Raw genomic sequence first — 24,522 nt, forward strand, 5'->3', positions numbered from 1 at the left:
TTGATGGGGTATTGGATTCGTGGACGAATTCCCAATGAGCAGCAGAATCCGCTAAATCGCTGGTTGATCCGGATCTACGAACCCGCTCTGGACGCCGTATTACATCGACCTAAAATAACGCTGCTGGTTGCGTTGCTAGTCTTTGTCAGCGCGTTGTGGCCGATCTCTCGTCTGGGTGGTGAGTTTCTTCCCCCGCTGGACGAAGGGGACCTGCTCTATATGCCATCAGCTCTGCCTGGATTATCGGCGCAGAAGGCCGCGCAACTGCTTCAACAGACTGACCGTCTGATAAAGACAGTTCCAGAGGTCGAACACGTTTTCGGCAAAGCCGGCCGCGCTGAAACCGCGACTGACCCAGCACCTTTGGAAATGTTCGAAACCACCATCCAATTCAAACCACACGAACAGTGGCGCCCAGGCATGACCCAGGAAAAGCTCGTTGAGGAGCTAGACCAAGCGGTGCGTGTCCCAGGATTGACCAACATCTGGATACCGCCGATTCGTAACCGCATCGACATGCTGGCCACTGGCATAAAAAGCCCTATTGGTGTGAAGGTTGCCGGTACCAACCTGACGGAGATCGATGCCGTCACCCAAGCCATCGAACGTGTTGCCAAGGATGTCTCAGGTGTGAGTTCAGCGTTGGCCGAACGACTGACCGGTGGCCGCTATATTGATGTGGATATCGATCGTAAAGCTGCGGCCCGCTATGGGTTAAATATTGCCGATGTGCAATCGATCGTGGCCGGCGCAATCGGCGGTGAAAACGTCGGGGAGACGATTGAAGGGTTGGCTCGTTTCCCAATTAACGTACGTTACCCTCGTGAGTGGCGGGATTCACTCGGCGCTCTGGAGCAGTTACCTATCTATACCCCTCTAGGCAGCCAGATCACTCTTGGCACCGTTGCGAAGATCAAGGTCAGCGATGGTCCGCCGATGCTTAAGAGTGAGAACGCCCGACCTTCAGGCTGGGTGTATATCGACGTGCGGGGACGGGATATTGCTTCGGTAGTCGCCGATCTACGACGGGTCGTCAGCGAGCAGGTTAAGTTGCAGCCTGGTATGAGCCTGAGCTACGCAGGACAGTTCGAATTTCTCGAAAGGGCCAACGCACGACTCAAGCTGGTGGTGCCTGCCACGCTGTTGATCATCTTCGTGCTGCTTTATTTAACCTTTGCTCGCTTCGATGAGGCCTTGCTGATCATGGCCACTCTGCCATTCGCACTGACTGGTGGGGTATGGTTTCTCTATCTATTGGGATTCAACCTGTCGGTCGCCACTGGTGTCGGCTTTATCGCTTTGGCCGGTGTTTCTGCCGAATTTGGCGTAATTATGCTGCTTTATCTGAAGAACGCCTGGGCTGAGCGTGAAGACCTCGGCGATAGGACCGAGCACGGGCTGATGGCCGCGATTCGTGAAGGCGCTGTCCAGCGCGTTCGGCCCAAAGCCATGACTGTGGCTGTCATCATTGCTGGCTTGTTACCCATTTTGCTGGGCAGCGGGACCGGCAGCGAGGTGATGAGCCGAATTGCGGCACCCATGGTTGGAGGCATGATTACCGCGCCCTTGCTGTCGCTGTTTGTCATTCCGGCAGCCTATCGACTGATGCGTCGCCGGCACCTCTCAGTTGAGCCCATCAATCCTCAAGAAAAAGTCGTATGAAACTGACCCTGATTGCAGTTGCAAACACCGTATTTGCGCTGTCTCTTTCGGCCCACGCGTAGGACATGCCGGGCATGAAAATGTATGAATGGAATGCAAGCTCATTTAATGACAATGGCTAAGTGATTTAACGTTCGACTTTTGCAGAGCGTCGCAGCTCTTTTTTTGAGCCAGCCAATCACGAGCTGATAATAACAATACCCCGTCAGCTGGTCCCTCAAGCTTTACGGAGCTGCCAGTCGTGTTGTCTTTAATTATCACAGTAGGAGTTGCCGTAATGCCCGCTTTGAGGGCCTCCTCGACCTGTTGGCCAACATGCCGGGCGATCACTTTGTCGGTAGCTGCACAGGACAATAAGTCCTGGTAAGTAACATCAACGACGTTCAGATGCCCATTGAAACCCTCACCGTTGCTACGGGTCCGGTCAAAAATCTGGTCAATGGCTTGCCAGAAGGCAGGTGCGCCACCAAGCGCCCCCGCACATTCAGCGAGCTTGGCTTCGTGTAATGCGGTCGGACCGTGCACATCCAGTGGCAGATGATGCCACTGCAGGTTTACATCCTTCTGCTGCTGTATCCAGGTTTTCAACGCAGGTGTGTACGTCTTGCAGTAGGGGCACTCCAGATCCGCGAACTCAGTCACAGTCCAGCGTGCTTTGGAAGGACCAAACAACCACGGGCCTGTGTTGTGCGGGGATGGTATCTCACTTCGAGTGAGGGCTAAGCAGGCCATCGATGTGCCTGCCAAAACGCACCCCAGCATCAACCAATATTTGCGAAGGCCTATCATGCCCGAGCCTCTGCTGGCTTCGATGAAAGCAGCGCTTGTTTACGAAGGGCCTCAAGAAGAGCGTTCTCAGCATTCTCGGGTTGTGGGTGCTGTAGCAGCCAATTGGCTAACACCGCGTGAAGTTGGGACTCGATGTCACGACGATCCACCGCACGAACCAAAACCTGTTGCAGTTGCTCTATCAAAACGGGGGCACACACCTCAAGGGTTTGAAGGGCGTCTTCACCCGGTTGTTCAAGCAGCTGGGTCAGACTTTCTATAAGGTTCTGGGTCAGGGAATTCAATGCTCTCATGCTTGGCGCTCCAAGGCCGTGACTTGCTCGGGGAAAGTAATGATGTGAGGTTCGATACCGCGATAGCGGTCAAGCGTTGCAGCAACTTCAATGGCCGCATCCAGCTCGCTGCAGCCTTTGGCTTGCATGATGTCGAAGCGTTGCTTTTTCTCTTCCGGCTCGGTCATGGCCAGGGCCAGATACAAACTCGGTGGTACCGCCCGGAATAACATTTCCATGCTTTTGGACAACACGACGCCCTCGGTGAATTTGCCGCTTTCTTTACGCGCTGACAGCATCATCGACTTCTGTGCAGGAGTCAGTTCACGAAACCGCGCGATCTTCTCCACCTCATCAGGCGGCATGTTTAAGCACATCCACCACTCGATCATGTTGAGCAGGGCTGAGGCCTCTGGCGGCACGTCGTCAACGTTCTGGGTGGCCATCCAGAACCAGGCGCCGAGCTTTCGCCACATTTTGGTAATCTTGACGGAGTAGGGGGATAGGAGTGGGACCTTCAACTGGATGTGGCCTTCGTCGGTGAAGCAGATCAGCGGACGGCCTTTAAACTGGTCACGCTCGGCAATGTTGTTGACCGTGTTGAGCAGGGAAATATAAGCGATGGCCATCTGTGCGCTATAGCCTTCTCGCGCATAGGTGGCAAGGTCGACAATGGTAATGTCCGCTTCTGGCCATGGGGTGCCAGGACGGTTGAACATGTCGCCTTCGGTGCCCATACAGAACATGGACAAGGCTTCCGCCATCTCCAAGAATCGTGAGCTTCGGGCGTCTGGAATACCGGGCTCGAGTCCCATTTCTCGCAGCGCTTCACGGATATCTTCCGGCAGAACGATACGTTGCTCCGTCACGCATTTTTTCGCTGCATTCAGTATGCATTGGCGGATGGCGCTACGGTCGGCACGAGTAAGACGGGCATCCTCTTTTTCTTCACCACCGGTGATCATCAGCCTGGCCGCAATTTCCATCTCGCCCAGGATGTCGCGTTGTTCATCCTCGGTCTGGCTAGTCAGATGTTCGTCCGACGCCTCAAGATCATCAGCTTGGATAATCTTCACGTTTTGGCTGGGTTCGATGAGCTTCACGGCATCAGCGAATGGCGCGAGGCTGACACCCGATCCAGGTGCAAGTCGAACCCGGTTTACCGTCAAACCCAACTTTTTGGCGAAATCACCGAGTAAGCCGAAGCTGTTGCCAGCCTCCACAATGAATAGACGTGGCCGATAGATGGCGATGATTTGGCTAAGGATGTTTGTCGCGCTGGCCGATTTACCTGAACCCGTAGGCCCGAAAATGAACAAATGCGCGTTCATCTGCCGGTCCAGCTTGTTCAGCGGGTCGAAGGTTATCGGCGCTCCCCCACGGTTAAACAGGGTAATACCCGGGTGCCCGGTTCCGGTCGACCTACCCCAGACGGGGGCCAGGTTCGCAATGTGTTGGGCGAACATCAGTTGTGCGTACCACTCCAGTGCTTTGCGCGCATTGGGGTCGAAGTTGCCGGGTAGCCATCTAAGGTAGGAGTTCAGCGGTGCCACTTCATCCCGAGGTTCCACCGGCTCCATGCCCGCACCCAGCAATGCGCTGCTGAGTTGCAAACTGCGTTCGTGCAGCTGGGCATCATCTTTACCCCGCAGGTAAAACGCTACGCTACCTCTGTACAGCTTGTGCTTGCGCCCGAGCAACTGACGGGCGGTGGCGACGTCTTCGCGTGTCAGGATCGAGGCCTGAGTGTCTCCAACTGCCTTGCGTGAAAGCTGTTCCAGATGCCCTTCGAGAATGTCCTGCGGGGTGATCACGAGAGTGATACAGAGAATGGTGTCCTCTGGCATTTTGTCGAACAGTGCGTTGAGCGCATCACCGCCCTTTCGGGTTTCACCGGTTAAGTGCCCGGTCTTGGGAGCATCCCTCAAGCGGTCAAGCATCACCACCTGATGGGGAAGGCCGTCGAAATACCACAGACCTTTCTCTATATCTGACAGTGGTTCGCGATAAAACAGGTTTTGCGAGAAGTCAGTGCCGCTGGCGAGCGGCAGCTCGCCCTCTGCAGCACCAGGTGCTTGCTTGCACACCAATTCGTAGAAGCGGCGAATATCTGCATCGGCAGGGCCAAGATGATCGGGACGTGGATTGAACCAATGAATCAGCCAATGGCGAATGGCGTGGCCATCCATGCGATGGGTTTTAATGCCGGCGTTCGCCAAGCCGCCCACCAAGCGATCGCAGATGATTTTCAGGTAAGGACCTGGTGCCTGGCCTCGCACATCCGCTTGCGCGCCTTGGGTACGGCGGTAGACAACAACACGGACGCGGCGCTGTTGGCCCCTCCAGGGCAGTTGGCTGACCTTGGTGTCTTCAAACAGCCCGCCTGGTTTGGAGATGGATTCCAGGTGTTGCTTCATCAGCTTCAAATAAAGCTCGGTGAATGCACTGCCTTGTGCGCGTGGTTGAACGTAGTCATGCAGTTGCTGAAGGTAATCGTCCCAGCTGGTTTCGTCCTGGGCATAGAGCTGAACCACCCAGGGTGAGGTTTCAAGCTCGTCGAAGGAGTCCTGGAGGGCGTTTTCCAGGGCGTCGCGGGCCTTGCGTAACCATTCGGGATCCCGACCTTCAGTACCAATCGGTGTCAGCTCAAAAAAGGCAGCACGAGACACGCCGTCTTCCAATAGCATGGCTTTTTCTGCAGGCAGGTAATCTACCCACGGCAGTAGGTCTACGAAGGAGGGGTTGACGTGGTATAGACGGTCAGCATCAGCGGTTGTGGCTGGCTTTTTCTTTGGGTTACGCCAATCGCTCGGCGAGGGAATACCCATGGCAGCAAGGCGTTCGTAGTAACGCTCTGTAGCAGCCTCAAACGTCTCGGTTGCTGGTCCCTGCACATCGTCAGATAACGGCGAACCTGGTGTTACGCCAGGTTCCACACGCTCTGTCGCCCGTCGCGTTTTGAATCGTTCAAAAAAACCCATCAATATGCCTCCGTGCGTTCGCCAGGCATGGCGTATTGCACCCGCTGATACAGCGGAAACACCGTGGTGTAGCCTGGGATCGGTGCCGGGTCTGAACCCGCTAAATGAGGAAAGACGTACATCACCAGGTCGGGATTGGGTAGGCGTTTAAATTGGCTGTAGATCTCGTTTTGTGCGGTACGTGTGAACATGGTGTTGTCTGTTTCCCTCGTCTCCAGAGGCCGACGAAGATCTTGGCGTGCATCGAGCAATTGGCGGCTGCTCGAGCTGCTTGAGCCGCTGGAGCCTTGATCCCAAACGTCCATCATTGTGCGGTCCCCATGGGGGAGCAATTCGTCTTTGTTGGTGGAACAGGCCGAGGCGAGTAGGGCGATGGCCAGGTATGCACCTAGTTTTAAGCCATGATTAGTCAAGCGCAGTCGAAACATGACGGGCTCCTGAGCGATAGTTGACCTTGCGGCCATTGAGTTCGTAATCGATGGTCAGTTGCTGGTCCAGGTGCACAGCTATCTTTGCCCCGGGTTGTACATACACCGCTGCGAAGGCTTGCCCGTAGAGTTTGTTGACCCAGCTGGAGACGTCATTGACGCCCTGGCCAATAATTTTGCCCATGGCTTCACTGCCCGAGCCGCCGACAGAACCGATGGTCCCGGACTGAGGGTTTATAAAAGAGCCGCTGTTTCCATCTGACTTGATGAGGGAGGCAGCACCTGCGCCGGCGGCGGTAATCAGTACCTGCGAGCCAATGTATTGCGAGGCGTTGCTTTTGCGGTCGCCACTGATACAAGGAATGCCATAGGCATCGCTTATCCAGCCCAGGCCACCCTGAATGGTGGTTTGGTTGCCATTGTTCTGATTGTTACTATTTTGACTGCTATTCGTTTCTTCCTGAGGTTGTGGCAGCGTGCGCACAGTGCCGTCATTGAAGACGAACGTCAGGCTTTTGATCTGACCGCGTACGCAAGACAGGGTCCAATCGCCGGAAGCCGTTCCGCTGGCCACCGCGCCGGCGACGTCGGGCAAGTCGATGCCGTTGGCCGTGAGATTGTCCGGCCCGATCAATACCTTGAACGGGTAGGGGTCGTTGACAGTGCCGTCAATGGGCACCCGGCCGATCAGCGCGGACATGGCCACCGAACCCATCAATGTCGAGTTCTGCGGCAAGGTGTAGACCTTGCGCACCTGTTTGCGGGCCTCCTGTGGCGAGATTTCATTCGCAACACTTTGAGCGCCCGTGCGCAGTGCATTTTGTCCTCGGTCCACGGACTCGCCAAAAGAGGTCGGGAAGTTGAAGCCGCTTGCCGTTTGATTTGTCCCTGCAGCGATGGGCTTGCCGTTGACATCGACCGGCGTTGCGTCCTGCGGCTCTATCCAAACAACGTCCGCGCCAGGTCCGCCTTTGAAGCCTTGACCGTCACCTGGCTGAACGCCGAAGCCGATCGGCAAATCAGATCCAGACTCATTGCCACTGCCCGATTTGCTGCTCAGGGTATTGTACTGCTGCTGCAGTGTGTCCAAGAGGGTTTGGCTCTGTTGTTGCGCCTCCTGCTTCATCGTTTGCTGAACGTTCTGCAGTTTGTTATCGACGTTGAGGTCGATGTTCTGCAGGCGTTTTTGCAGCTCGATGTTCTGTTGCTTTAGTTCGTCATTGTTCTTCAAAGCATTGGAGACTTGGTCCTTGAGTTGTCTGCTTTCCACGACAATGGTGCGCAATGTGTCGCTGGGTGTATCTCCGTCAACCCCAAGCTTTTTAGCCTCCTTCGTACTAAGTACAACCGTTTCCGGCGCATGAACCTGTTGGTCGGCACTTTCGCGATTGAATAATTTGACCACTACGTATATCGCCAGGATCGCGAACGGTATGACCAGGTATTTAACAAGTGGATTACTCTTCACGACGGCCTCCCTTCGGATCGATCTGGCTGATGGCGGCCGGCAATAACGATTCGGCTAGACCATGACCACGGGTCACCAAGTAGACCGTCGAGGTGTCGCTGGAATCACCTTTGGCGCCAAGGTAGGGATGCTGAAAAGTCGCGGTGACAAAGTCACCCATCAGGTCACGCGGATCCAATGTGAGGTTTTGGGCGCTTGTGTTACGTAGCTTCACCGCCGTGACCCAATACTCGTCTAACCGCCACGACCCCAACGCAGAGGCTTCGACCGGCAATATCGGCATTAGGGTGGTGAGGTCCAAACCGCGCTTCAGATTGATCTGAGCAATCCCCTCCACGGGCTCAACGGTGCGTAGGGGCGCGTAAAGCATCTGTGCGGCATAGCGCGTCATGACCACCGGAAGAGGGGTCTCACGACGCGGTTTCGGCGCGTCCTCATCCTCCTCGGCTTGAGCGCTGGCTTGGGCCGTGGAAGAAGTTGAATGGTTGCTTGTAGGTTTGGCGTTGACTTGGCCGTAACGCGGGGCGGGACTGTCCCCGGCTACAATTTTAGCCGGCTCGGATGCGACCTGATTTGGTTTCCCTACCGTTGCGATGATATCCACGAGCATGATCTCACCGGAGTTCATGTTCTGCAGCTGTAAGCGAGTCGGTTCAATCGGCTCTTTCGCCAACAGGTAGAGGGCACCACCGGTGCTCTGCACGCGCAGTTTGTCGACGAGGTTACGAGGCAGACCCACCCGTACGTTTTGGTCCACAAAGACAATACGCTCCTGACCCACGATCAAGGGCAGTGCTATAGGGATACGATCCCAGCGCAGGATTTCGACGGCGTTGGCCAACCCGCAGAAGTGAAGGGCTACGAGCCCGATGATCAGTAGGCGGCGTGTCATCATTTGCCTCCTGCTCTGGTCGTTTCTGCGGAGACTTCGATGCGTTGTGGATTACTGCTATAACAGTCCCAGGCCAAGCCGAATGGGTTTTTTTCGGGATCGACGTCGAATCGGATAATTCTTAACGGATAGCGAGCAAATGCCCGCTTTACGCGCTCCCCGCCGTAGTGCTCGTCAGCGGTGATGTCCAGGTTGACGGTCCAGTCATTGATGCTGTGCTGTTCAATATGTTGCTCAGACTTATCGTCGATGCCTCTGCCTGGAATTTCAAATACACCCCGCTCACGTTTGCGCAGTTCCCCGCTATTGCGGCGTAGCTCGAAATCTTTCTGCAAGTAGGCTTTGCAGCTGGGAGTCAGGTAGCTTTCCAAGCGGGTAATGTTGTCCTCGTAGTCGGTTTCACCGTCAACGGGCCAACGGTTCATCTGCTGAAAAATGTACAGACCGAAGGCGTATACCGACTCCGGTGGAATATCCCACCACTTACGGGTGCTACCTGAACGTAGATCTGGAGGTACATGAACAGTTAGGTCACGCGGTGCGCTCTGCCAGCCATAAGCCATGTACAGACCCAGGGCAATGAGAAAACCAATGACCATGCGCAGGCTGTTAATGTGGGCCAGTTGGGCGTCTACTTTTTTACGGTAAGTCATTGAACCTCCGTTCGATGACAGGTCCACGCACCTGTACGAGTAATCAGCAGGGCTTTATTCCAGGTAGGAAAGAACCGCGCGATGTTCAATTGCATCTGGCGGTATAGCCATGTATCAGGTCGGCCGCGTTTCCACCGACGCAAGAAACGACTGGCAAGAAACAGCCCTAGGACAGCACAGAGCATGGCGGCGCCGATGATAAGTGCCCAAATCTGGGTCAATATCGCGGCCGGAATACCGATAACCAGCCCTGCGCCGGTGCTCAACGCCAAGGTGGCCCACATTTCGTCAGCGGTAAGGCCGCCCATGATGACTGGCTGATTGTTCAATCGCACAGGGAGGAAAATCAGGGTCCCATCGTCTGAGAGTTCTGTCATGGCCACGGCTCTTTTAAAGAATATTTGAAGCCTTGGTGACCAGAAAAATGGCGACACCGAGGATGGCGACGCCAACGGCGGCTGTCGCCCCCAGATCTCCCCATTTTTTCTTGCCAAGTTGAATTTCGTGGTAGGTGCCGAAGGCATGCCAAGCAACGCCACTGAAAATGACTGCGCAGATGATGAGGCCAAGCAAAGTAAAACCGTCAAAGGCGTAGTTCTGCATGGTTTGCATCAGGTTAGAGCCTTCCCCCCGGGTAGGAGGCTGAGACTGCGGAAGAGCCGCCATGGCCAGTTGGGGGAGAGCAAGCAACCCGATCAGCATGCGGCCCGGTTTTAAGAATGAAGTCATGGTGTATCTCCCATAGGGTCAACTAAGAACAAATGTGGTGAGGATCATGCAAAGCAGTAGGATGCGGACGAGCGAGGTCGAGGCAATCGTTCGATCAAGGTTGCCAGTGGCCCATCCTCGGTAGCAGCTCCAGATAGCCCAGGCGCCCCACATAAAGATGATGGCTACAGCGACGCCGACGAAAAACAGGTAGCTCGTCGAGGCAGGAAATCCTCCTGCCGCTTGAAACGCAGCAGCCTGAGCGCCGCTCATGCTCATGGCTTGCGTCCTTCGGTCGTGTATTGGCCTGACAGCTCAACAGGATCACGAGGCTGGGCTCGGGTTGGGGTTAGATAGCCCTCCAACCCATGACGAATTCGAGCGATATCACCTGCTAGACGCTGGTAATCGAAGAAGTAACGCTTGCCAGGTTCGTCGGCCACTTGAGCGCTACGACGTGCGGTGTCCTCTAAGGCATTCAACTGGCGGATCATCACGTCCAGGTTGGCCTGTTCGGAGGCTGAAGCAGCGGTCGCATGAGAGACAGGCAGGCCGCATCCAAAAAGTGCGATGAGGCCTGGCAAGGCAAGTCGGCAAGTGAGTGCAGTGAGACGCGGGTACTGGATCACGGCTGGGCTCTAGTCATTCCTGATGCCGTCAGCTTGCCGTGATCAAGCTATGGTCGCCGCAAGAAAACCATATTCAGGACTGTAAGGATTTCTTCTGACGGTACTGACACCATCAATCACAGTGGATAGGGCGTTTGAAGAACAGCAGATACCCGATGGGCAAGGCGAATCCGTAAGCCCAGCCTTGGGCGTTTTGATTGCCAACCTTGACTTCTCCTTTGACCACGGGCTGCACGCTGACCAGCTCCCAGCCTTCGCTGCCTAATTGAGCAAGGCGGTTTTGACGTTCAGAATCTTCCAGAAAACCCTGGGTGTCGGGTTCAGTGGTGGGCTCTTCGGACTTGAACATGAAGAGCTTTTTGGTTCTGACAACGTACTGAAAGGGAGAGAACTCAGTGTGGTATTCAAATTTCTGACGGCCCATGCCGACGTCCTCAATGTGCAGAGCTACCAGGGTTTCAATAATAAGCGCGTGCCAGCAATCTGAAATAGTTTGTTGCTAAGCGCGTGATTTCTGAGGTTGGAGTGCAGAGGTCCGAGCATCGACATAGCGCTGCATGATAGAAAGCACCATTGAGTTCAACGCTAGGATCTTCATCCCTCGCGTCACCGCCACGTACAGCAAATTCAACTCGTCATCTTTACGACCTTGATCGATATCGGGTGAAAGCGGATCAGCGCTAAAGTCGTCATACAGGCTGACAAAGTCCCACTCCAGCCCCTTGGCCTTGTGCCCAGTCGTGAGTGTCACGGTGGCGTCGAGCTCGTTATCTACAGAGCGGGAACGTAGGGTTTGGATCCGCTGGGGCAGGTCCGGATAGGCTGTAATGATCTTGATCGATCGCAACATCTCCGTATCCTGGCTTACCTCGGCTATTTCCACGTACTGTGAAAAGTCCCGGTAATCTCTCAACAGCCTGCGGTTCTGCACCTCATGGTTACGGTTGCGGCTGAATAGGTATAAATCTTCCAGATCGCGTAGCGAGTAGCTGTCGATACCGCCGACCCAGAAAATCTTGGGGTTGCTTGCGACCAGCTGCAGGGCGTTCTCGATGACGCCGGTCACGGTACGATGGATAAACGTGCGATGCGGTAGCTCTTCAGGCAGAGCCCGTTTAACCAGGGTATTGCAACCTAACCCCTGCAGCTTTCGTGTCTCACCCTTGTAAAAAAGAATGATGTTGGCCACATGCGCGACGGCAGGGCCGAAGCGAAAGCTTTGGGTCAGGTAGTGACGTTCGGCGTCGGCCATCCAGTCGCTGTTGAGCGCATCTTCTGCGCCGCGGAAGCGATAGATCTGCTGGTGGGGATCGCCGACTGCCACCTTGCGGACCCGTTGTATTTTTACTATGTCGGCAATAACTGGGTTCACGTCTTGACCTTCGTCGAGCAGAATGGCGTTAAATCGTTCGCTCAGGTCGGGCTTGCTTAGCTGATACAGCTTCAAGTAAGCGTCATGGGTGATCGACATTGCTGTGTCCTGCAGATCGATCATCCGGTTCCAGATGGTTTTAGCCACGTTTAAAGCATTGTTCAGGAAACGTTCCTGGGCACTTGTGAGCATTCGTTGCCCCTGGAATCTGGGAAAATGCACACGGCCCAACTCGTCATCGGCGCTGGCCATGAAGTTGTTAAGCGTGCTGAGGACATCCCGCACGAGCTCCCAGTCCTGGGTGTTGATGGCCCTTGCGATGTCCGTCAGGCGTAAGTTATTGGTCTGCTTGGTGGCGTACTGACTGCCATAGACTGCATATGCGAGGCCATGCGCCGTCTTACACACCACGTTTCTGCGTGGAAAGCGGCCCCTGGCAGCGAGCTCGACGGATTTGTTGTAGCAGAGGTAGAGCATTTTCACCGAGGCGTGTTGTGTGGCGTAGCCCACCAGTGTGGTGGTTTTGCCGGTACCGGCAAAAGCCTGAACCAGTAGCTTGTCAGCCGTGGAATGGATGATGGGCTGCTGTTCTTGTGTCCACTGCATGGGCAGCTCCTAAAGGTATTTTTTGAAGCTTGAAACGGTGATGTAAACGGACACACCCAACAGCACGGCGCAGGGCAACAGAATCAAAAGGGGGCTGATGCTGATGGGGATGGCCAGGTAGACCGTCCAGGGCACGATGGTCAGCGGAATGATCGTCCCCCGGGCTTTGTGATACAGGTAACTTGACTCGCGGCCGGAGCCGAATTTTCGTAGATCACGCCGCACCAGGCCATCGACCAAGCCAGTGAACGCCGCCAGTGCGAACAGCGGAATCGTCAACGTCAGAATGACCATTCGCACACAGAAGGTCAGGACTGTGTATAACGCGGCTAAGCCATAGTCCTGGAATTTGATCATCGCCCGACCGAGTTCGTAGCGAAGGTTCAAGGTTCCCGTTTGTTGTGGTGATGTTGAGCGAGCGTACTGTGTCAGTGCATTTATATTGTCCTGCATGCCGGTTTTCACCATCAGCCAGTCATAGACCGTTTGTGCCAGCCAGGTTGCCGTACGCCCCGGTTCTTTGATGACAACGCTGTGCAGCAGATCCTGGGACAGCCAGCCCAGTTCATGTTGGAACATCTGCTGAGCATGTTTCCAGCCGGCATCCGGCCAGAACGTGTACATGCAAAGCCATTCAACGACGATGGCGCCGAGCAAGGAGCCGAACATCACCCCCAAGAAATGAAAAGGGGTAGAGAACAGCATGCCCAGGAAGTTTTTTTGACCTTCCTGCTGTTGCTGGGCTTTTTCCGCGATATCGGCCATGGCTCTGTTCCTTCAAGCCTATGCGGCTTTTCCGTTATTGGCCATCTGGCGGAAGTCGTCTACCAAGTCATCAGGAAGCGACTCACTTAGTGCGTCATATCCCGGTGCTTGCCACCAGTCGCTGCTGGTTCCGGATCCTTTACGCATGCCCTCAACCAAGGCCTGAAGATCCTTGGGCATCACTTCATCGGGATCGCTTGCCGGCAACGGCATACGAATCTTCCACAAATTCCCGCCCTCTATCAGGGCAAAGCATTGCCCCTTGGGTAGGGCAACCACATGCGCCGGTTCGATCATCGGTACGCTGACACTTTGGATCTGATCGTGAGTGTTAGAGGTGAAAGCGGTGTTGCCGTTAATAGCGTCGTTTGCACTGCTTGCTGGTGTACTGGTAAACACCTGGACCTTTGGCAACTGGTTGGTCAGCAGCTCGGCGGTTGCAGTCTCACGTACACGTAACATGAACAGGTTGTTGAAGTTACCGATGACTTGGCCAGCTTTAGCCCGGTTACCGATTTTTGCCTCAATATCGCTCATGGTTTGGGTATAGGCCGTGACCTGCATGCCGGCACCACCGCCTTTGTTGATCATCGGTATGAATTCATCGCCCATCAGTTCGTTGAATTCGTCCGCATGTACGTTAATTGCTACCTTGCCGCCGGTGGCCCCGGGCAAGCCATCATCGATGCCAAACTTATAGATGTGACCCGCAACTGACACCAGGTCGCTGAACATCGAGTTGCCCACCGCTGCAGCTACCTCTGTATCAGATAAAGCGTCCAGGCCGACATAGACCACTGCCCGTTTGCGGATGATCTGCATCCAGTCAAAGATTGGTCGTGGGTCCTCAAGATCCATGTAGTCGGGAGATAGCAGCTCTGCAATCCGGCCTGTGGTCAGTTTTTCCAGCAATGGCAGAAGGCTGGCCACGATCTTGTCGAAATAGGTTTTGTCATAGCGTACGGCTGATCGCAGACCCTCCATCACTGGGTCGGAGATGCGTTGCTGAGTGAGGTACATGTCCAGGGCCACCACGCGTAGCGGTCGATCCTTCATGGCGAAACTGAGGTTCTTACGATCGATCTTTCCTTCCAGCTCAACGATGGTTTGCCAGGCTTTGGGATCATTTTCAGCAAAGTGCTTCTGCGCATACTCAATAAACAGCGCGTCAATGTTTGTCACATGCTTGAGGATCTGTTCATAGTCCGGCCGACGTCCCAGTGCCACGAGGGCGCGCGCGATGATGTTGACGAAACGCCAGGCGAATTCCCGGAATGCCGCGGAATTGCCTTCCCCCGAAAGTTGGCCGGCAATGCGGGTGGCAACCTCCGAGATCCGACCAAACCGGCCGACGGCGTTGTAGCGAGCGGAGTGATCGGGCCAGCCTAGGTGGAACACGTAGAATTCCTCCAGTCGGTTTGCGCGCTTGCATTCGATGTACATGCGCTTCAGGAGGTCTGCGTCGCCTTTAGGATCGAAGACAATCACCACTTCGCGGTCCAGGTCCATTTCTACATTGCGCTGGCTTCGATGAACGGGTTGCACGCGGCGCCCCATATGAACGCGGCGCCGGGGGCTACGGCGGGTACGCCTGATGTCTTGGGTGATAAACAACTCTGCCAAGCGGGTTTTTCCAACACGAGTAGTCCCCAATACAAGGGAGTGTCCAACCCGCTCACCCAGTGGCAGGCTGACATCCGCTTCGTTCGGCTCTATACCGTGTAAGCGCGGTAGCCCCCCGACTGGAGGAAGTGGACGCGCCGGGTTAAATGGCACATCCCACGAGGTAGCCTTTGACAGCAATTTGAGTGGAAAGGGTGCGAACTCCAGACGCTCCTCAATTCTGCGAGCAAAGGTATAGATAGACGTGGGCTCGACATACTCGGCGTACTTTGGGAGGTAAGTCTCCATCAACCGCTGAGTATGTTTTTGGGTCCAGCGAAAGCCTTTACCGATGAATAGCCGCTCATTGCTGACCGGCATGTCTTTGCTGGTCATGGTGTAGTGGGGTAGGCGCCGAATATTGCGCCGGTAACGCAGCACTACCAACGCTTGTTTGAGGCGGACGAACCCTAGACCCAGAAAGCCTGTACCGGCAACCATGCCGAATAAAGGCGTCAGAGCAACCGCCCAGGGCGCGAAAATACAGAGCAACGCCGCAGCGGCACATACGCAAACTGTGTACAGCTCAACAGCAGGGCGTAGTAACGACTCAATGGTGTAGGAGGTGGTCATGGATCACTTCCTATGAGTGAAAGGGGACAATGGCCCCACTGTTTCGAAATGGAAAACGACTGGCTTGCCTGTCTCAGCGATCAGCCCATAGGACTTGGCCAGGCGGTATATGGGGTGGTAGCTGTTAAGGGAGTTGACGTGTCCAGCAATGCGCTCTCGCCAGACTTCTAGTGGCATCGCTGCCTTGCTCAAATTACACGGCACGCACGCGGGCATCATGTTGCTGATGGCGTGGTTCTCTGGCCGCCCCAAAATGATGGCACCGGAGTACTTGCCGTCCACCCTCTCTGGTTCTCGCCATACTGCTTCCATGTGGTCCGCATGCCACCGGTCACCCAACAGCACACCGCAGTATGCGCAATGGCCCGCGAATTTAGCGTGAAGCTCGCAGCGTTGCTTCTTGGTCAGCTTCATGGGGCCGGGATCCTCCTTTCATGCGTGATGATGAATTGGCCAACTCTTGCCTCGCTTGCTCAACTGCCTCGGGCAGTCGTTCTTTTAGCCGCTGACATAGCTCCACCTCGTCACCAGGTACGCGGGCGATGACGGTGCCGCCATAGAGCTTGGCGACATAGGTGACCTGTTCAAAAAGCAGTTGGCCTGCTCGTGGGTCATCTGGTTGCTTGATGACCAAGGTGATGTGCGTAAGAGAGGCCATACCCTGGTTACTGCTGGATCGTTGTGGCAGTGATCAACAGCGGGTAATGCTGGACTCCCAAGCGCTGTGCCAGATCATTTGATGGAGCCGGGACCAACTGTAGATTTCCTGCCCATCGTTGGATTTCGGCAAACCGCTCGGCGCTGGCCACGTTAACCACAAGGCCCACTGCCTGCAGTTGCTGTAACTGATCGCGGCGCTGTGATAACCACTTTCTGGAGCTTTCATCGTCGCCTACAAGAAACAATGGTTGCAGGCCAGGTGCATTGATTACCCGGCCCTGTACCTGCCCGGGTGTCAGTTGGTCAGAGCGCACTGGAAACGAGCCTTGCCCACGCACACCAATATTCTCTGACTGTGCTGACTGCTCAGTAGGTTCTGGAGCCAAGTACTGGTAGTAGGGCAGAGCGGAAACACCCCCTCGGTCTTCAACAACAATCAGCGAGGTGGCATGCACTGCCATGGGGGAGGCCAAAGACAGCAAAACAGGCAGATGCAGCAATCTATTCATGGATTATTCGCCATCAGGTTGATACCGGTGACCCGGCTGAGGTGTTTGGCAAAAGCTCGTCGGTATCGGGCAGCGGGTTCGCCTCCGGCAGGGCGGTGGTACCGACCAGCAGCGGTGATCCAGTCGCCTCCTTTGGCTTTTTGCTCAGCCAGGATCTGGGCCGTAACCGAGAGGTTTTTGTACGGATCCAGCCCTTCGCAGGGATAGCTATAACGGTGGCCGTTGGCACCGATGTTGGTTTGTCCAAGCCCGACGTCGACTCTATTTGGGCCTGCGGTCTGAAGGGCGATCATCAACGCTCTGCAAGCATCGCTGCGTGTCGCAAAGCGATATCCGGCGCCGGCGACATTCAACGTCCAGGGCCAGGGGACGATCTGGCCGCGAAGTCGGGTGCCACTCTCTTGCAGTGCAACGGAGTACAGCACCTCGGACGGAACGCCGGCAGGCAGGGCAATCAACTGATAGGCCGGTGGCGGAACCTCGGCACCGTTAGCAAATGCCGCGGTGAGCAGTAGCCCCCCCGTTAAAGCCGCGCGAATTACAGACGCTGCCATTGTCCATTCACCTCGCGTACCACGGCCGGCAGCTCACCGCCGAGTCCAAGGCCAAGCCATCGACCGGCATCGTGATTCAATGTGATCTGTCGGCTTCTCACGCTGGCCGGTTCGACTCCAGCCAAGATGGCCCAGCGGCGAATTATTTCGTCATCACCTTGACTACCAACGAAGTACAGATCAAAGGACTGTTTCTGGTTTTGTAAGTCTTTGACGCGGTCAATACATGCGTTGCAACTGTCTTGAACAAAAACGGCTAGTCGTCCAGTGCCTTTCACAGCAGTTAACGCTCCCGAGCCAGGAGCAGATGCAGGGTTGGACGATAGTTGGATGACTTTTTCATTGGGGTAAAGACGTGCGAAGGCTTGGTCATAGGCCCTTTGGTACGCCAGTTCCTTATCGATACGCTGTCGCTCGGCTCGCACCTGCAGCTCTGCATAGCGTCGCCGCTCCTCCTCCGACTTCGCTTCGATGCCAAGTGCTGTCAGAGGATCCAGGCCTGGCGAATAGATTCCGCGAGGACCCTCCATCACAGTTTGAAAACGGGACCATTCTTGGGGGGTCAATCCCCACTCGCGGGCGAGTTCTGTCTGACTTGCTCCTTGAGAAGAGTTGTGAACTTCACTGTTCTGAGTGTTCGAGATCGACGTTGATTGCCCCGAAGCCGCATGACAGCCGTATGCAAACGCGAAGGTGGCCAAGCCTGCAATGAAACCCAAAATGTTCCTGGGCTTCATTGTTTTCGAGGAAGTGGTAGGGGAGTGCATAAAGGAGGTCCTATTGCGCGACGGTTACGGTTTGAGGTGTTCCGGCCACGTCAAAGCGTGCGGATCTTCCGTCCAGCGCGTTGAGTCGCCAGGCGGTGCCCGCCACAGCGTCACCAGGTCGGATAAGGTAAATTTGATTCAACTGCGTGCTGCCAGGCGGTGCTACGGACAAAAAGCGTTCACCGCCGCGATACTCGATACCGACAACGGTAAAAGGGGGTGTTTGCGGTGTGACAGTGGCGGTAGCGGGCGGTTTTGGCCGCTTTGGTTGGCGGGCAACGGGCTTAGGCTTGGGCTTGAGGGGCACAGCAGTGGTTTGTTTGATGCGTGACTGACTGAGTTCTTGAAGACGGCTATCGAGTGTTTCGACGCTGGCTTTGAGGACTAGCAATTCACCAGCAGACGCAGCATTTTGAGAGATTTCTTGCGCTGACTCCGTCGCTTGCTTTGCATACGCTTGTGCGGCATCAATTCGATTCGATAAAGCCTGCTGCCCGGCTCGGAAGTCCTCGTTGGTCACCAGGTGGTTGCCGGCTACCGTGCCCAGTCGCTCATCGACTTTGCCAAGCCGCGTCAACAACGCATCGAGCGACTCTTTGTCTGCAGTCGCAGCCAAGCTAGTGCGGAGTTGGGAGAGTTGATGATGCTCATAACACAGAATGCCTGCCAATAATGCAAGGCACAGACTGAGTATCGCTGTGGTTCGAGTAGGGCGTGGTAGGTTCATGGGCGTCCTCGCGCAAAAGCGAATACACCCTCTCAAACCAGTCTCTTAGGTGCATCAGGAAATAGGTTTTCCAGGACGCATGGTTTTTGAAGTGTCGAGTTGGCCGCTGGTAAATTGGGATCGTTATAAAAAAATGGCCACCCGAAGGTGGCCGTCAAACTATGAAGCAATGAGCTGCCTTGCAAGTGTCATTTCAACTGAATCACCATCTTGGTTCAGCGAGTCGAGACCAGAATCTGGCACATCTCCCGACGTGCTTTGAATCACGGCGATTTTCTTGGCCATCAACTGCAGGCAAGTAATCTGAGAGCTGCCGGCATAGCCAAAAAAACACCCTCACTGGCTGCTTTTGCCCAATCCGCCATCACCGTCGAAATGCCTGTTGCAAGGTGTTGGGTAAAGTCATATACCGTAGCCCCACTGCGCGGAGTAAAGTCTTAAAAACCCGTGATAATGATCTGCGGAGTCAGAATAAAGTGGGTAACCGTCCGGCCAGGTCATCTACCCAGCTCTGCAAAGCGAAGACATGGTGTGCATTTAAATTAAGTGGACACCAATTCTAGCCTTTCAAGCGGGTATTTCATGCAGCCAACACGCCGTTCCTATTCCAAATCCTTCAAAGCCCAGATCATTCAAGAGTGCGCCCAACCAGGCGCTTCGATTGCCAGCGTCGCGCTCGGCCATAGCCTCAACGCAAACCTCGTCCACAAATGGATTCGGCTGCAAACGCAGAAAATTCCGGCACACCCACCTGCATTTATTCCGTTAGCCATGCCGCTGGCGGGGGCGAACTCCCATCCAGCATCATCGAATATCTGCGTTGAAATACAGCACCCGCGCGCCATCATCAAAGTGGACTGGCCCACTGAAAGTGCTGCCGCCTGCGCGACTTTTCTTCGAGATATTCTGCGATGATTCACATCGACTCCATCTGGCTCGCCACCGAACCGATGGCCATGCGCGCAGGCACCGAAACGGCGCTAGCCAAGGTGATCGCGGTGTTCGGTGCGGCGCAGCCGCACTGCGCTTATCTGTTCGCCAACCGCCGCGCCAATCGCATGAAAGTGCTGGTGCATGACGGCTTCGGAATATGGCTGGCGGCGCGCCGGTTAAACCAAGGCAAGTTCCACTGGCCTGGCATCCGCCATGGTCCTGAGATGGAACTGGATGCCGAGCAACTTCAAACGTTGTTGCTGGGGCTGCCATGGCAACGCGCAGGTTCTGGAGGCTCGATCACACTGCTTTAACGGCAGCCATTAGCCTATCGGTCTATCGTCGCGAAACGCCCGCTCTGGCAAAGTCCGGCGTATGACTTCTTCGCCCAATCTCGACCAACTGTCTCCCAATCAACTGCGCGTCCTCGCAGCGCAGTTGCTCTCGCAAGTCGACACTATGGGCAAGAAAATCAACCGTGATCAAACAGTCATTGAGAAACAGACCCACGAGATCGCCCAGCTCAAGCGTTTGAAGTTTGCCAAGCGCAGCGAGCAGATGAATCCTGAACAGGCCAGCCTGCTAGATGACCTGATCGATACTGATATCGCGGCGATTGAGGCCGAGCTTCAGGCGTTGCAAATAGCACCAGAGGCGACCGAGGAAAAGCTAAGGCCCAAGCGCACGGCATTGCCGGCAGAATTTCCGCGAACGTTGATCCATCACGAACCGGACAACACTCACCGCCCATGCGGCTGCGCCCTGAAGCGCATCGGTGAGGACGTTAGCGAGAAGCTGGACTACACGCCCGGCGTGTTCACCGTCGAACGCCATGTCCGTGGCAAGTGGGTCTGCGATAACTGCGAAACGCTGATCCAGGCACCGGTTCCGCCGCAGGTCATTGATAAGGGCATCCCGACTTCGGGCCTGCTCGCACACGTCATGATCGCCAAGTTTGCTGACCATCTGCCGCTTTACCGTCAGGAATCGATCTTAGGTCGAGCGGGCTTGGCGATTCCACGTTCAACCTTGGCTCAATGGGTTGGCGTGACCGGAGTTCAGTTGCAGCCGCTGGTCGATGCGCTGCGCGAAGTAGTGCTTGGGCAACAAATCATCCACGCAGATGAAACACCGGTGCAGATGCTCATGCCGGGAACAAAGAAAACCCACCGCTCCTATGTGTGGTCCTACGCTACCAGCCAGTTCTCGGATGTGGCAGCGGTGGTTTATGACTTCAGCCCCAGTCGCGCCGGAGAGCATGCTCGCGACTTCCTTCAGGACTGGAATGGCAAGTTGGTCTGCGACGATTTTGGCGGCTACAAGGCCAGCTTTGAACTCGGCGTGACCGAGATCGGCTGCATGGCCCATGCACGGCGCAAGTTCTTTGAACTGCACGCTACGAATAAAAGCACGCTCGCCGAGCAAGCCCTGCGCTATATCCAGTTGTTGTACGAAATCGAAAGAGAAGTCAGAGACCTGGAGCCGGATTTACGGCGCCGAATACGGCAAGAAAAAGCCGTACCGGTGAAGGATAGGCTGCATGCCTGGATGAACGCGCAGCGTGATCTTGTGCCCGAAGGTTCGGCCATCAGCAGAGCGCTCGATTACAGCCTTAAACGCTGGGCAGCGCTGTCGCGCTACCTCGATGACGGGGCGGTTCCCATTGATAATAATTGGGCGGAGGTGCGACACGAAGTCGCTTAATGAAGTTGTTCCCCCTTGGTGGGAACCACCCGTGTCACCGGGTGAATCTAGAAGGCTGAATCAAGAGCGCCTTCGACAATGTTACGAGGCGCCGCAAGGTGCGGGGTACCAATCGTGAGAGGCGTACCCTTCTGGCAGCCATGGCCGGACAAGTGCTAGATAGTTGGTATGGTGAACACACGTGAATCTGCGCAACGATCGTTAAATTAAGCGAGCGGAAATGGCTTACACGCTCGAACCAAAATGGTAATGGAGGTGGGAACTGCGTCTTTCTACTACGCATTCGTGACCCACATGCCTCCCGGTCGATAGCAGGCACCTAACCCGACGCACTTCAGTAAGCGGAACGTGGAAATCCCGTATCGCTCCCGTCAGGGAAAGCCGTTTGTAAAAATTGCCCATGGCGGTGCGGGCGAAGGAACGAGGAAAAAGCGAACGCCGTCCTGTAATGGGTTGGATAGAGGTTGAAACATCACTTCACGCGAAAGCGGGCAGACGTCCTCATGGTCTCTCTTCACACGAGAGTAGGTAGAACCCTTTCAACGGAAGGAGAGCAAATGAACGCAGCAGCATTGGAGTGTGCACCTTCCGGCACGTCGTGGGACAGCATCGATTGGATCGCCGTACAACGTCGTGTCAGAGGGCTGCAAGCGCGTATTGTGAAGGCTGTACAAGATGGCAGACATAACAAGGTGAAAGCCCTGCAATGGCTGCTGACTCACTCGTTCAGTGGCAAGGCATTTGCTGTGAAACGGGTGTCTGAAAACAAAGGCAAAAATACCCCCGGCGTGGACAAGGTTACTTGGAATACGCCTAGGGCCAAGCTCGGCGCGATAGAGTCGTTGACGCGGCGAGGTTACTCGCCGCTCCCGCTTCGGAGAGTGCTTATTCCGAAGAAAAACGGCAAAACGAGACCTCTTGGAATTCCCGCGATGAAATGCCGGGCCATGCAGGCGCTTCATCTGCTGGCTCTGGAACCGATAGCGGAAACTACCGGCGACCCGAACTCTTATGGGTTCAGGCCGGAACGCTCAACTGCGGATGCCGTCGCACAGTGCTTTGGTGTGCTGTCACGAAAAGCAAACGCGGAATGGGTGTTAGAGGGCGACATTCAAGGCTGTTTCGACAATATCAGCCATGACTGGTTGATCGCCAACATTCCCATGGACAAGGCGATTTTGCAGAAATGGCTCCGGGCTGGTTATGTCTACCAAAAGCAGCTATTCCCCAGCCACGCCGGAACCCCGCAGGGAGGCATCATATCCCCGGGGTTGGCGAACATGACGCTGGATGGGTTGGAAGCGATGCTGGCGAAGAGATTTCCCAACGCGAAGTGGACAGCCCGAAAAATGCGCGTGGTGCGTTATGCAGATGATTTCATCATCACTGGTTGTTCGAAAGAATGGCTGGAGAATGAAGTCAGGCCCGCCGTGGTTGAATTTCTGGCAGAGCGTGGACTTGTCCTCTCTCCGGAAAAAACCAAGATAACGCACATAGGGGACGGGTTCGACTTCCTCGGATGGAACCTGCGCAAGTACAACGGCAAGCTCCTGATCAAGCCGTCCAAGGCGAACATCGGGGCTCTACTTGCCAAGCTGCGAGAGTTGATCAAGACCAACAAAACGATACGACAGGCTAACTTGATAGGTTTGCTCAACCCGGTTCTACGGGGCTGGGCGAACTATCACAGTCATGTCGTCGCCAAGAAGGTCTTCAACCAGGTGGACAGCGCAGTGTGGGAAATGCTCTGGCGATGGGCGGTACGTCGCCACCCTCGCAAGACACGCCGATGGGTGAAGGATCGGTATTTCAAAGTACAAGGGGCGCGCCGTTGGGTGTTCTCGTGTACTGAAAAATCCGCCGATGGTCGGAAGCGTCAGTACACGCTAGTAGACGCCTCAGACACACCGATTGTGCGACATATCAAGATTAAGGCTGCTGCCAACCCTCACGACCCTGCATGGGATGAGTACTTCGAGTCCCGCTGGGGCAAGAAGATGCTCACTTCCGTTAAAGGTCGAGCCAAGCTGTATCGGGTATGGGTGCAACAGGGCGGCAGGTGCTGCGCCTGCTTCAAGCCGGTGACCAAAGACACACCGTGGCACAGTCGCCATATTGTGAAGCTAGGTCATGGCGGGACGGACGCTGCGGCTAATCTTGAGATTTACCACCTGCGTTGCCCACGAGATGTGCAATTTGCCAATGTCGACGATGTATAACCGGGTGCCCAATGGCGCCTTAGCAGAGGCTTGAGCCGTGTGCTGGGAAACTCGCATGCACGGTTCTTAGGGGGTTGGACGCGGGCAACCGCGTCTGACTACCCGACAACCAGATCCGGCCATGGGCTCTTGGGCGCAAGAACTGGCTCTTCGCCGGGTCGCTACGCAGCGGAAAACGGGCTGCGGCGATCATGAGCTTGATCCAGTCAGCGCGGCTGAATGGCCATGATCCGTACGCCTATCTAAAGGATGTTCTCACGCGCCTGCCGACGCGGCGCGCGAGTGAGATTAACAAGCTGCTGCCGCACAGGTGGGCACCTGTTTAATCGCGCAGGGTGTTTTGTGCTTATGTCTTCCCTGGCATCTACATTTTGCGCCACACCAAAGCAGGAATTGCTCGGATGTAAATTAGTTCGCTGACCAACTCAATCAGCGTTTGAGTAATCACTGCTGCCGCAGCGAGCCCTCTGATTTCCTCGGGCAAGGCCAATGCCAATGGTAGAACTACCAATGAGTTTCGTGTCGAACTGCTGAAAGCGACAGATCTTGCCGTGCTAGCCGGTAACTTAAACGCCCGAGCCACCAGCGCACCCACCACGGGTGCCAAGAGCATGAAACCAATGTAGACGGGAATAACAGGCAGCAGCTTGTCCATGTCTCTGACCACCGTTGAAATCTGAGAGCCGATCACTACGACCAATACAGCCGCCATAGCTGGCACAGGCATCCAAGCCCATACATTGTTCCAGCCCTCAACGATGCGTGACCCCTTTGCCCCGGCAGCTGTTGCTACTGCCAAGACCAAGGGTAAAGCGATCAGCACTACGAAGGCCTCAACAAATGGGCCGACCGATATAACCACCGCCGAGTCATCACTCACCATGAAGGCTAGATAGAGGGGTAGTAGCACAAGCTGAAGCACGAGTAGTAATGGTGTTGCCGCCAGAGTCAGTTTGGAGTCGCCCTTACCGATATGGGTAAACACAACA

General features: G+C 55.3%; 25 protein-coding genes and 4 pseudogenes. 6 read left to right on the top strand and 23 right to left on the bottom strand.

The window, feature by feature from the left end:
• A partial coding sequence (locus A7D21_RS31420; protein WP_141718303.1) for an efflux RND transporter permease subunit occupies window positions 1-1,662 on the top strand: 1,662 nt, incomplete at its 5' end.
• Between the two features lie 105 nt (window positions 1,663-1,767).
• On the opposite strand, the gene A7D21_RS31425 is transcribed toward A7D21_RS31420, so the two are convergent.
• The 22 genes and pseudogenes from A7D21_RS31425 to A7D21_RS36760 all read right to left on the bottom strand — a co-directional run.
• Window positions 1,768-2,451: a DsbA family protein gene (locus tag A7D21_RS31425; protein WP_008437415.1), complete on the bottom strand. Its 684-nt coding sequence runs from the start codon at window positions 2,449-2,451 to the stop codon at window positions 1,768-1,770.
• Window positions 2,448-2,744, bottom strand: coding sequence for a hypothetical protein (locus tag A7D21_RS31430; RefSeq protein ID WP_008437414.1), 297 nt, complete (start codon window positions 2,742-2,744; stop codon window positions 2,448-2,450). Before A7D21_RS31430 ends, A7D21_RS31425 begins: the two co-directional genes overlap by 4 nt.
• A complete protein-coding gene (locus tag A7D21_RS31435) occupies window positions 2,741-5,704 on the bottom strand; it encodes a conjugative transfer ATPase (RefSeq protein WP_024073351.1) in 2,964 nt (987 codons plus the stop codon). Before A7D21_RS31435 ends, A7D21_RS31430 begins: the two co-directional genes overlap by 4 nt.
• Window positions 5,704-6,132 (bottom strand): TIGR03751 family conjugal transfer lipoprotein, encoded by a 429-nt coding sequence (locus A7D21_RS31440; protein ID WP_008437412.1) that lies wholly within the window; start codon window positions 6,130-6,132, stop codon window positions 5,704-5,706. Before A7D21_RS31440 ends, A7D21_RS31435 begins: the two co-directional genes overlap by 1 nt.
• Complete coding sequence (locus A7D21_RS31445) at window positions 6,110-7,600, bottom strand: TIGR03752 family integrating conjugative element protein (protein ID WP_024073352.1); 1,491 nt, start codon at window positions 7,598-7,600, stop codon at window positions 6,110-6,112. Before A7D21_RS31445 ends, A7D21_RS31440 begins: the two co-directional genes overlap by 23 nt.
• Window positions 7,590-8,492: a TIGR03749 family integrating conjugative element protein gene (locus tag A7D21_RS31450; RefSeq protein WP_008437410.1), complete on the bottom strand. Its 903-nt coding sequence runs from the start codon at window positions 8,490-8,492 to the stop codon at window positions 7,590-7,592. Before A7D21_RS31450 ends, A7D21_RS31445 begins: the two co-directional genes overlap by 11 nt.
• The gene (locus A7D21_RS31455) at window positions 8,492-9,145 is read right to left on the bottom strand and encodes a PFL_4703 family integrating conjugative element protein (RefSeq protein WP_020302977.1); all 654 of its coding nucleotides are present in this window, start codon (window positions 9,143-9,145) and stop codon (window positions 8,492-8,494) included. The genes A7D21_RS31450 and A7D21_RS31455 overlap by 1 nt, the downstream gene beginning before the upstream one ends.
• A complete protein-coding gene (locus tag A7D21_RS31460; protein ID WP_008437403.1) occupies window positions 9,142-9,522 on the bottom strand; it encodes a TIGR03750 family conjugal transfer protein in 381 nt (126 codons plus the stop codon). Before A7D21_RS31460 ends, A7D21_RS31455 begins: the two co-directional genes overlap by 4 nt.
• Before the next feature lie 13 nt (window positions 9,523-9,535).
• A complete protein-coding gene (locus A7D21_RS31465) occupies window positions 9,536-9,874 on the bottom strand; it encodes a TIGR03745 family integrating conjugative element membrane protein (RefSeq protein WP_008437401.1) in 339 nt (112 codons plus the stop codon).
• 18 nt (window positions 9,875-9,892) lie between these two features.
• The gene (locus tag A7D21_RS31470) at window positions 9,893-10,132 is read right to left on the bottom strand and encodes a TIGR03758 family integrating conjugative element protein (RefSeq protein WP_008437400.1); all 240 of its coding nucleotides are present in this window, start codon (window positions 10,130-10,132) and stop codon (window positions 9,893-9,895) included.
• Window positions 10,129-10,437, bottom strand: a complete 309-nt coding sequence (locus tag A7D21_RS34870; RefSeq protein ID WP_178110642.1) for an RAQPRD family integrative conjugative element protein — start codon at window positions 10,435-10,437, stop codon at window positions 10,129-10,131. The genes A7D21_RS31470 and A7D21_RS34870 overlap by 4 nt, the downstream gene beginning before the upstream one ends.
• 157 nt (window positions 10,438-10,594) lie before the next feature.
• Complete coding sequence (locus A7D21_RS31475) at window positions 10,595-10,906, bottom strand: hypothetical protein (protein ID WP_008437393.1); 312 nt, start codon at window positions 10,904-10,906, stop codon at window positions 10,595-10,597.
• A gap of 75 nt (window positions 10,907-10,981) precedes the next feature.
• On the bottom strand, window positions 10,982-12,460 hold the full coding sequence (locus A7D21_RS31480) for a UvrD-helicase domain-containing protein (RefSeq protein WP_008437391.1): 1,479 nt from the start codon (window positions 12,458-12,460) through the stop codon (window positions 10,982-10,984).
• A 9-nt stretch (window positions 12,461-12,469) separates the two neighbouring features.
• The gene (locus tag A7D21_RS31485) at window positions 12,470-13,225 is read right to left on the bottom strand and encodes a TIGR03747 family integrating conjugative element membrane protein (protein ID WP_008437388.1); all 756 of its coding nucleotides are present in this window, start codon (window positions 13,223-13,225) and stop codon (window positions 12,470-12,472) included.
• An 18-nt stretch (window positions 13,226-13,243) separates the two neighbouring features.
• Complete coding sequence (gene traD / locus A7D21_RS31490) at window positions 13,244-15,460, bottom strand: type IV conjugative transfer system coupling protein TraD (protein ID WP_024073353.1); 2,217 nt, start codon at window positions 15,458-15,460, stop codon at window positions 13,244-13,246.
• A 3-nt stretch (window positions 15,461-15,463) separates the two neighbouring features.
• Complete coding sequence (locus A7D21_RS31495) at window positions 15,464-15,874, bottom strand: hypothetical protein (RefSeq protein ID WP_008437384.1); 411 nt, start codon at window positions 15,872-15,874, stop codon at window positions 15,464-15,466.
• Complete coding sequence (locus A7D21_RS35980) at window positions 15,834-16,118, bottom strand: hypothetical protein (RefSeq protein WP_024073354.1); 285 nt, start codon at window positions 16,116-16,118, stop codon at window positions 15,834-15,836. Before A7D21_RS35980 ends, A7D21_RS31495 begins: the two co-directional genes overlap by 41 nt.
• 7 nt (window positions 16,119-16,125) lie before the next feature.
• Window positions 16,126-16,629: an integrating conjugative element protein gene (locus A7D21_RS31500; protein ID WP_008437383.1), complete on the bottom strand. Its 504-nt coding sequence runs from the start codon at window positions 16,627-16,629 to the stop codon at window positions 16,126-16,128.
• Window positions 16,626-17,183: a lytic transglycosylase gene (locus tag A7D21_RS31505; protein WP_008437382.1), complete on the bottom strand. Its 558-nt coding sequence runs from the start codon at window positions 17,181-17,183 to the stop codon at window positions 16,626-16,628. The genes A7D21_RS31500 and A7D21_RS31505 overlap by 4 nt, the downstream gene beginning before the upstream one ends.
• Complete coding sequence (locus tag A7D21_RS31510) at window positions 17,168-17,920, bottom strand: TIGR03759 family integrating conjugative element protein (RefSeq protein ID WP_024073355.1); 753 nt, start codon at window positions 17,918-17,920, stop codon at window positions 17,168-17,170. The genes A7D21_RS31505 and A7D21_RS31510 overlap by 16 nt, the downstream gene beginning before the upstream one ends.
• Before the next feature lie 40 nt (window positions 17,921-17,960).
• Complete coding sequence (locus A7D21_RS31515) at window positions 17,961-18,677, bottom strand: hypothetical protein (RefSeq protein WP_024073356.1); 717 nt, start codon at window positions 18,675-18,677, stop codon at window positions 17,961-17,963.
• A 159-nt stretch (window positions 18,678-18,836) separates the two neighbouring features.
• Window positions 18,837-19,068, bottom strand: a pseudogene (locus tag A7D21_RS36760) (DEAD/DEAH box helicase); the annotation flags it as partial.
• 191 nt (window positions 19,069-19,259) lie between these two features.
• Here A7D21_RS36760 and A7D21_RS34880 point away from each other — a divergent pair.
• The 5 genes and pseudogenes from A7D21_RS34880 to A7D21_RS34885 all read left to right on the top strand — a co-directional run.
• Complete coding sequence (locus tag A7D21_RS34880; protein WP_073844970.1) at window positions 19,260-19,592, top strand: transposase; 333 nt, start codon at window positions 19,260-19,262, stop codon at window positions 19,590-19,592.
• Entirely contained in the window at window positions 19,589-19,924 is a 336-nt protein-coding gene (tnpB, locus tag A7D21_RS31520; RefSeq protein WP_024073357.1) for an IS66 family insertion sequence element accessory protein TnpB, read from the top strand. The genes A7D21_RS34880 and tnpB overlap by 4 nt, the downstream gene beginning before the upstream one ends.
• 61 nt (window positions 19,925-19,985) lie before the next feature.
• Window positions 19,986-21,293 (top strand): annotated as a pseudogene (locus A7D21_RS31525) (IS66 family transposase); the annotation flags it as partial.
• A gap of 578 nt (window positions 21,294-21,871) precedes the next feature.
• Window positions 21,872-23,533 (top strand): group II intron reverse transcriptase/maturase, encoded by a 1,662-nt coding sequence (ltrA, locus tag A7D21_RS31530; protein WP_069553594.1) that lies wholly within the window; start codon window positions 21,872-21,874, stop codon window positions 23,531-23,533.
• A 104-nt stretch (window positions 23,534-23,637) separates the two neighbouring features.
• Window positions 23,638-23,859, top strand: a pseudogene (locus A7D21_RS34885) (transposase domain-containing protein); the annotation flags it as partial.
• A gap of 38 nt (window positions 23,860-23,897) precedes the next feature.
• Here A7D21_RS34885 and A7D21_RS31535 read toward each other — a convergent pair.
• A pseudogene (locus A7D21_RS31535) lies at window positions 23,898-24,522 on the bottom strand (arsenic resistance protein); the annotation flags it as partial.

This window comes from Pseudomonas sp. AP19 (assembly GCF_001728855.1).
In the GTDB taxonomy this organism is placed as follows: Bacteria; Pseudomonadota; Gammaproteobacteria; order Pseudomonadales; family Pseudomonadaceae; genus Aquipseudomonas; species Aquipseudomonas fluorescens.

Bases quoted from the DNA above. Each gene is read 5' to 3' on its own strand.
- tnpB (WP_024073357.1), top strand. From the start codon at position 19,589: ATGATTCACATCGACTCCATCTGGCTCGCCACCGAACCGATGGCCATG.
- A7D21_RS31515 (WP_024073356.1), bottom strand. From the start codon at position 18,677: ATGAACCTACCACGCCCTACTCGAACCACAGCGATACTCAGTCTGTGC.
- A7D21_RS31510 (WP_024073355.1), bottom strand. From the start codon at position 17,920: ATGAAGCCCAGGAACATTTTGGGTTTCATTGCAGGCTTGGCCACCTTC.
- A7D21_RS31495 (WP_008437384.1), bottom strand. From the start codon at position 15,874: ATGAAGCTGACCAAGAAGCAACGCTGCGAGCTTCACGCTAAATTCGCG.
- A7D21_RS31485 (WP_008437388.1), bottom strand. From the start codon at position 13,225: ATGGCCGATATCGCGGAAAAAGCCCAGCAACAGCAGGAAGGTCAAAAA.
- A7D21_RS34880 (WP_073844970.1), top strand. From the start codon at position 19,260: ATGCAGCCAACACGCCGTTCCTATTCCAAATCCTTCAAAGCCCAGATC.
- ltrA (WP_069553594.1), top strand. From the start codon at position 21,872: ATGAACGCAGCAGCATTGGAGTGTGCACCTTCCGGCACGTCGTGGGAC.
- A7D21_RS31475 (WP_008437393.1), bottom strand. From the start codon at position 10,906: ATGGGCCGTCAGAAATTTGAATACCACACTGAGTTCTCTCCCTTTCAG.
- A7D21_RS31465 (WP_008437401.1), bottom strand. From the start codon at position 9,874: ATGACTTCATTCTTAAAACCGGGCCGCATGCTGATCGGGTTGCTTGCT.
- traD (WP_024073353.1), bottom strand. From the start codon at position 15,460: ATGACCACCTCCTACACCATTGAGTCGTTACTACGCCCTGCTGTTGAG.
- A7D21_RS31450 (WP_008437410.1), bottom strand. From the start codon at position 8,492: ATGACACGCCGCCTACTGATCATCGGGCTCGTAGCCCTTCACTTCTGC.
- A7D21_RS31505 (WP_008437382.1), bottom strand. From the start codon at position 17,183: ATGGCAGCGTCTGTAATTCGCGCGGCTTTAACGGGGGGGCTACTGCTC.
- A7D21_RS35980 (WP_024073354.1), bottom strand. From the start codon at position 16,118: ATGGCCTCTCTTACGCACATCACCTTGGTCATCAAGCAACCAGATGAC.
- A7D21_RS31430 (WP_008437414.1), bottom strand. From the start codon at position 2,744: ATGAGAGCATTGAATTCCCTGACCCAGAACCTTATAGAAAGTCTGACC.
- A7D21_RS31440 (WP_008437412.1), bottom strand. From the start codon at position 6,132: ATGTTTCGACTGCGCTTGACTAATCATGGCTTAAAACTAGGTGCATAC.
- A7D21_RS31500 (WP_008437383.1), bottom strand. From the start codon at position 16,629: ATGAATAGATTGCTGCATCTGCCTGTTTTGCTGTCTTTGGCCTCCCCC.
- A7D21_RS31480 (WP_008437391.1), bottom strand. From the start codon at position 12,460: ATGCAGTGGACACAAGAACAGCAGCCCATCATCCATTCCACGGCTGAC.
- A7D21_RS31470 (WP_008437400.1), bottom strand. From the start codon at position 10,132: ATGAGCATGAGCGGCGCTCAGGCTGCTGCGTTTCAAGCGGCAGGAGGA.
- A7D21_RS31435 (WP_024073351.1), bottom strand. From the start codon at position 5,704: ATGGGTTTTTTTGAACGATTCAAAACGCGACGGGCGACAGAGCGTGTG.
- A7D21_RS31460 (WP_008437403.1), bottom strand. From the start codon at position 9,522: ATGACAGAACTCTCAGACGATGGGACCCTGATTTTCCTCCCTGTGCGA.
- A7D21_RS31425 (WP_008437415.1), bottom strand. From the start codon at position 2,451: ATGATAGGCCTTCGCAAATATTGGTTGATGCTGGGGTGCGTTTTGGCA.
- A7D21_RS31455 (WP_020302977.1), bottom strand. From the start codon at position 9,145: ATGACTTACCGTAAAAAAGTAGACGCCCAACTGGCCCACATTAACAGC.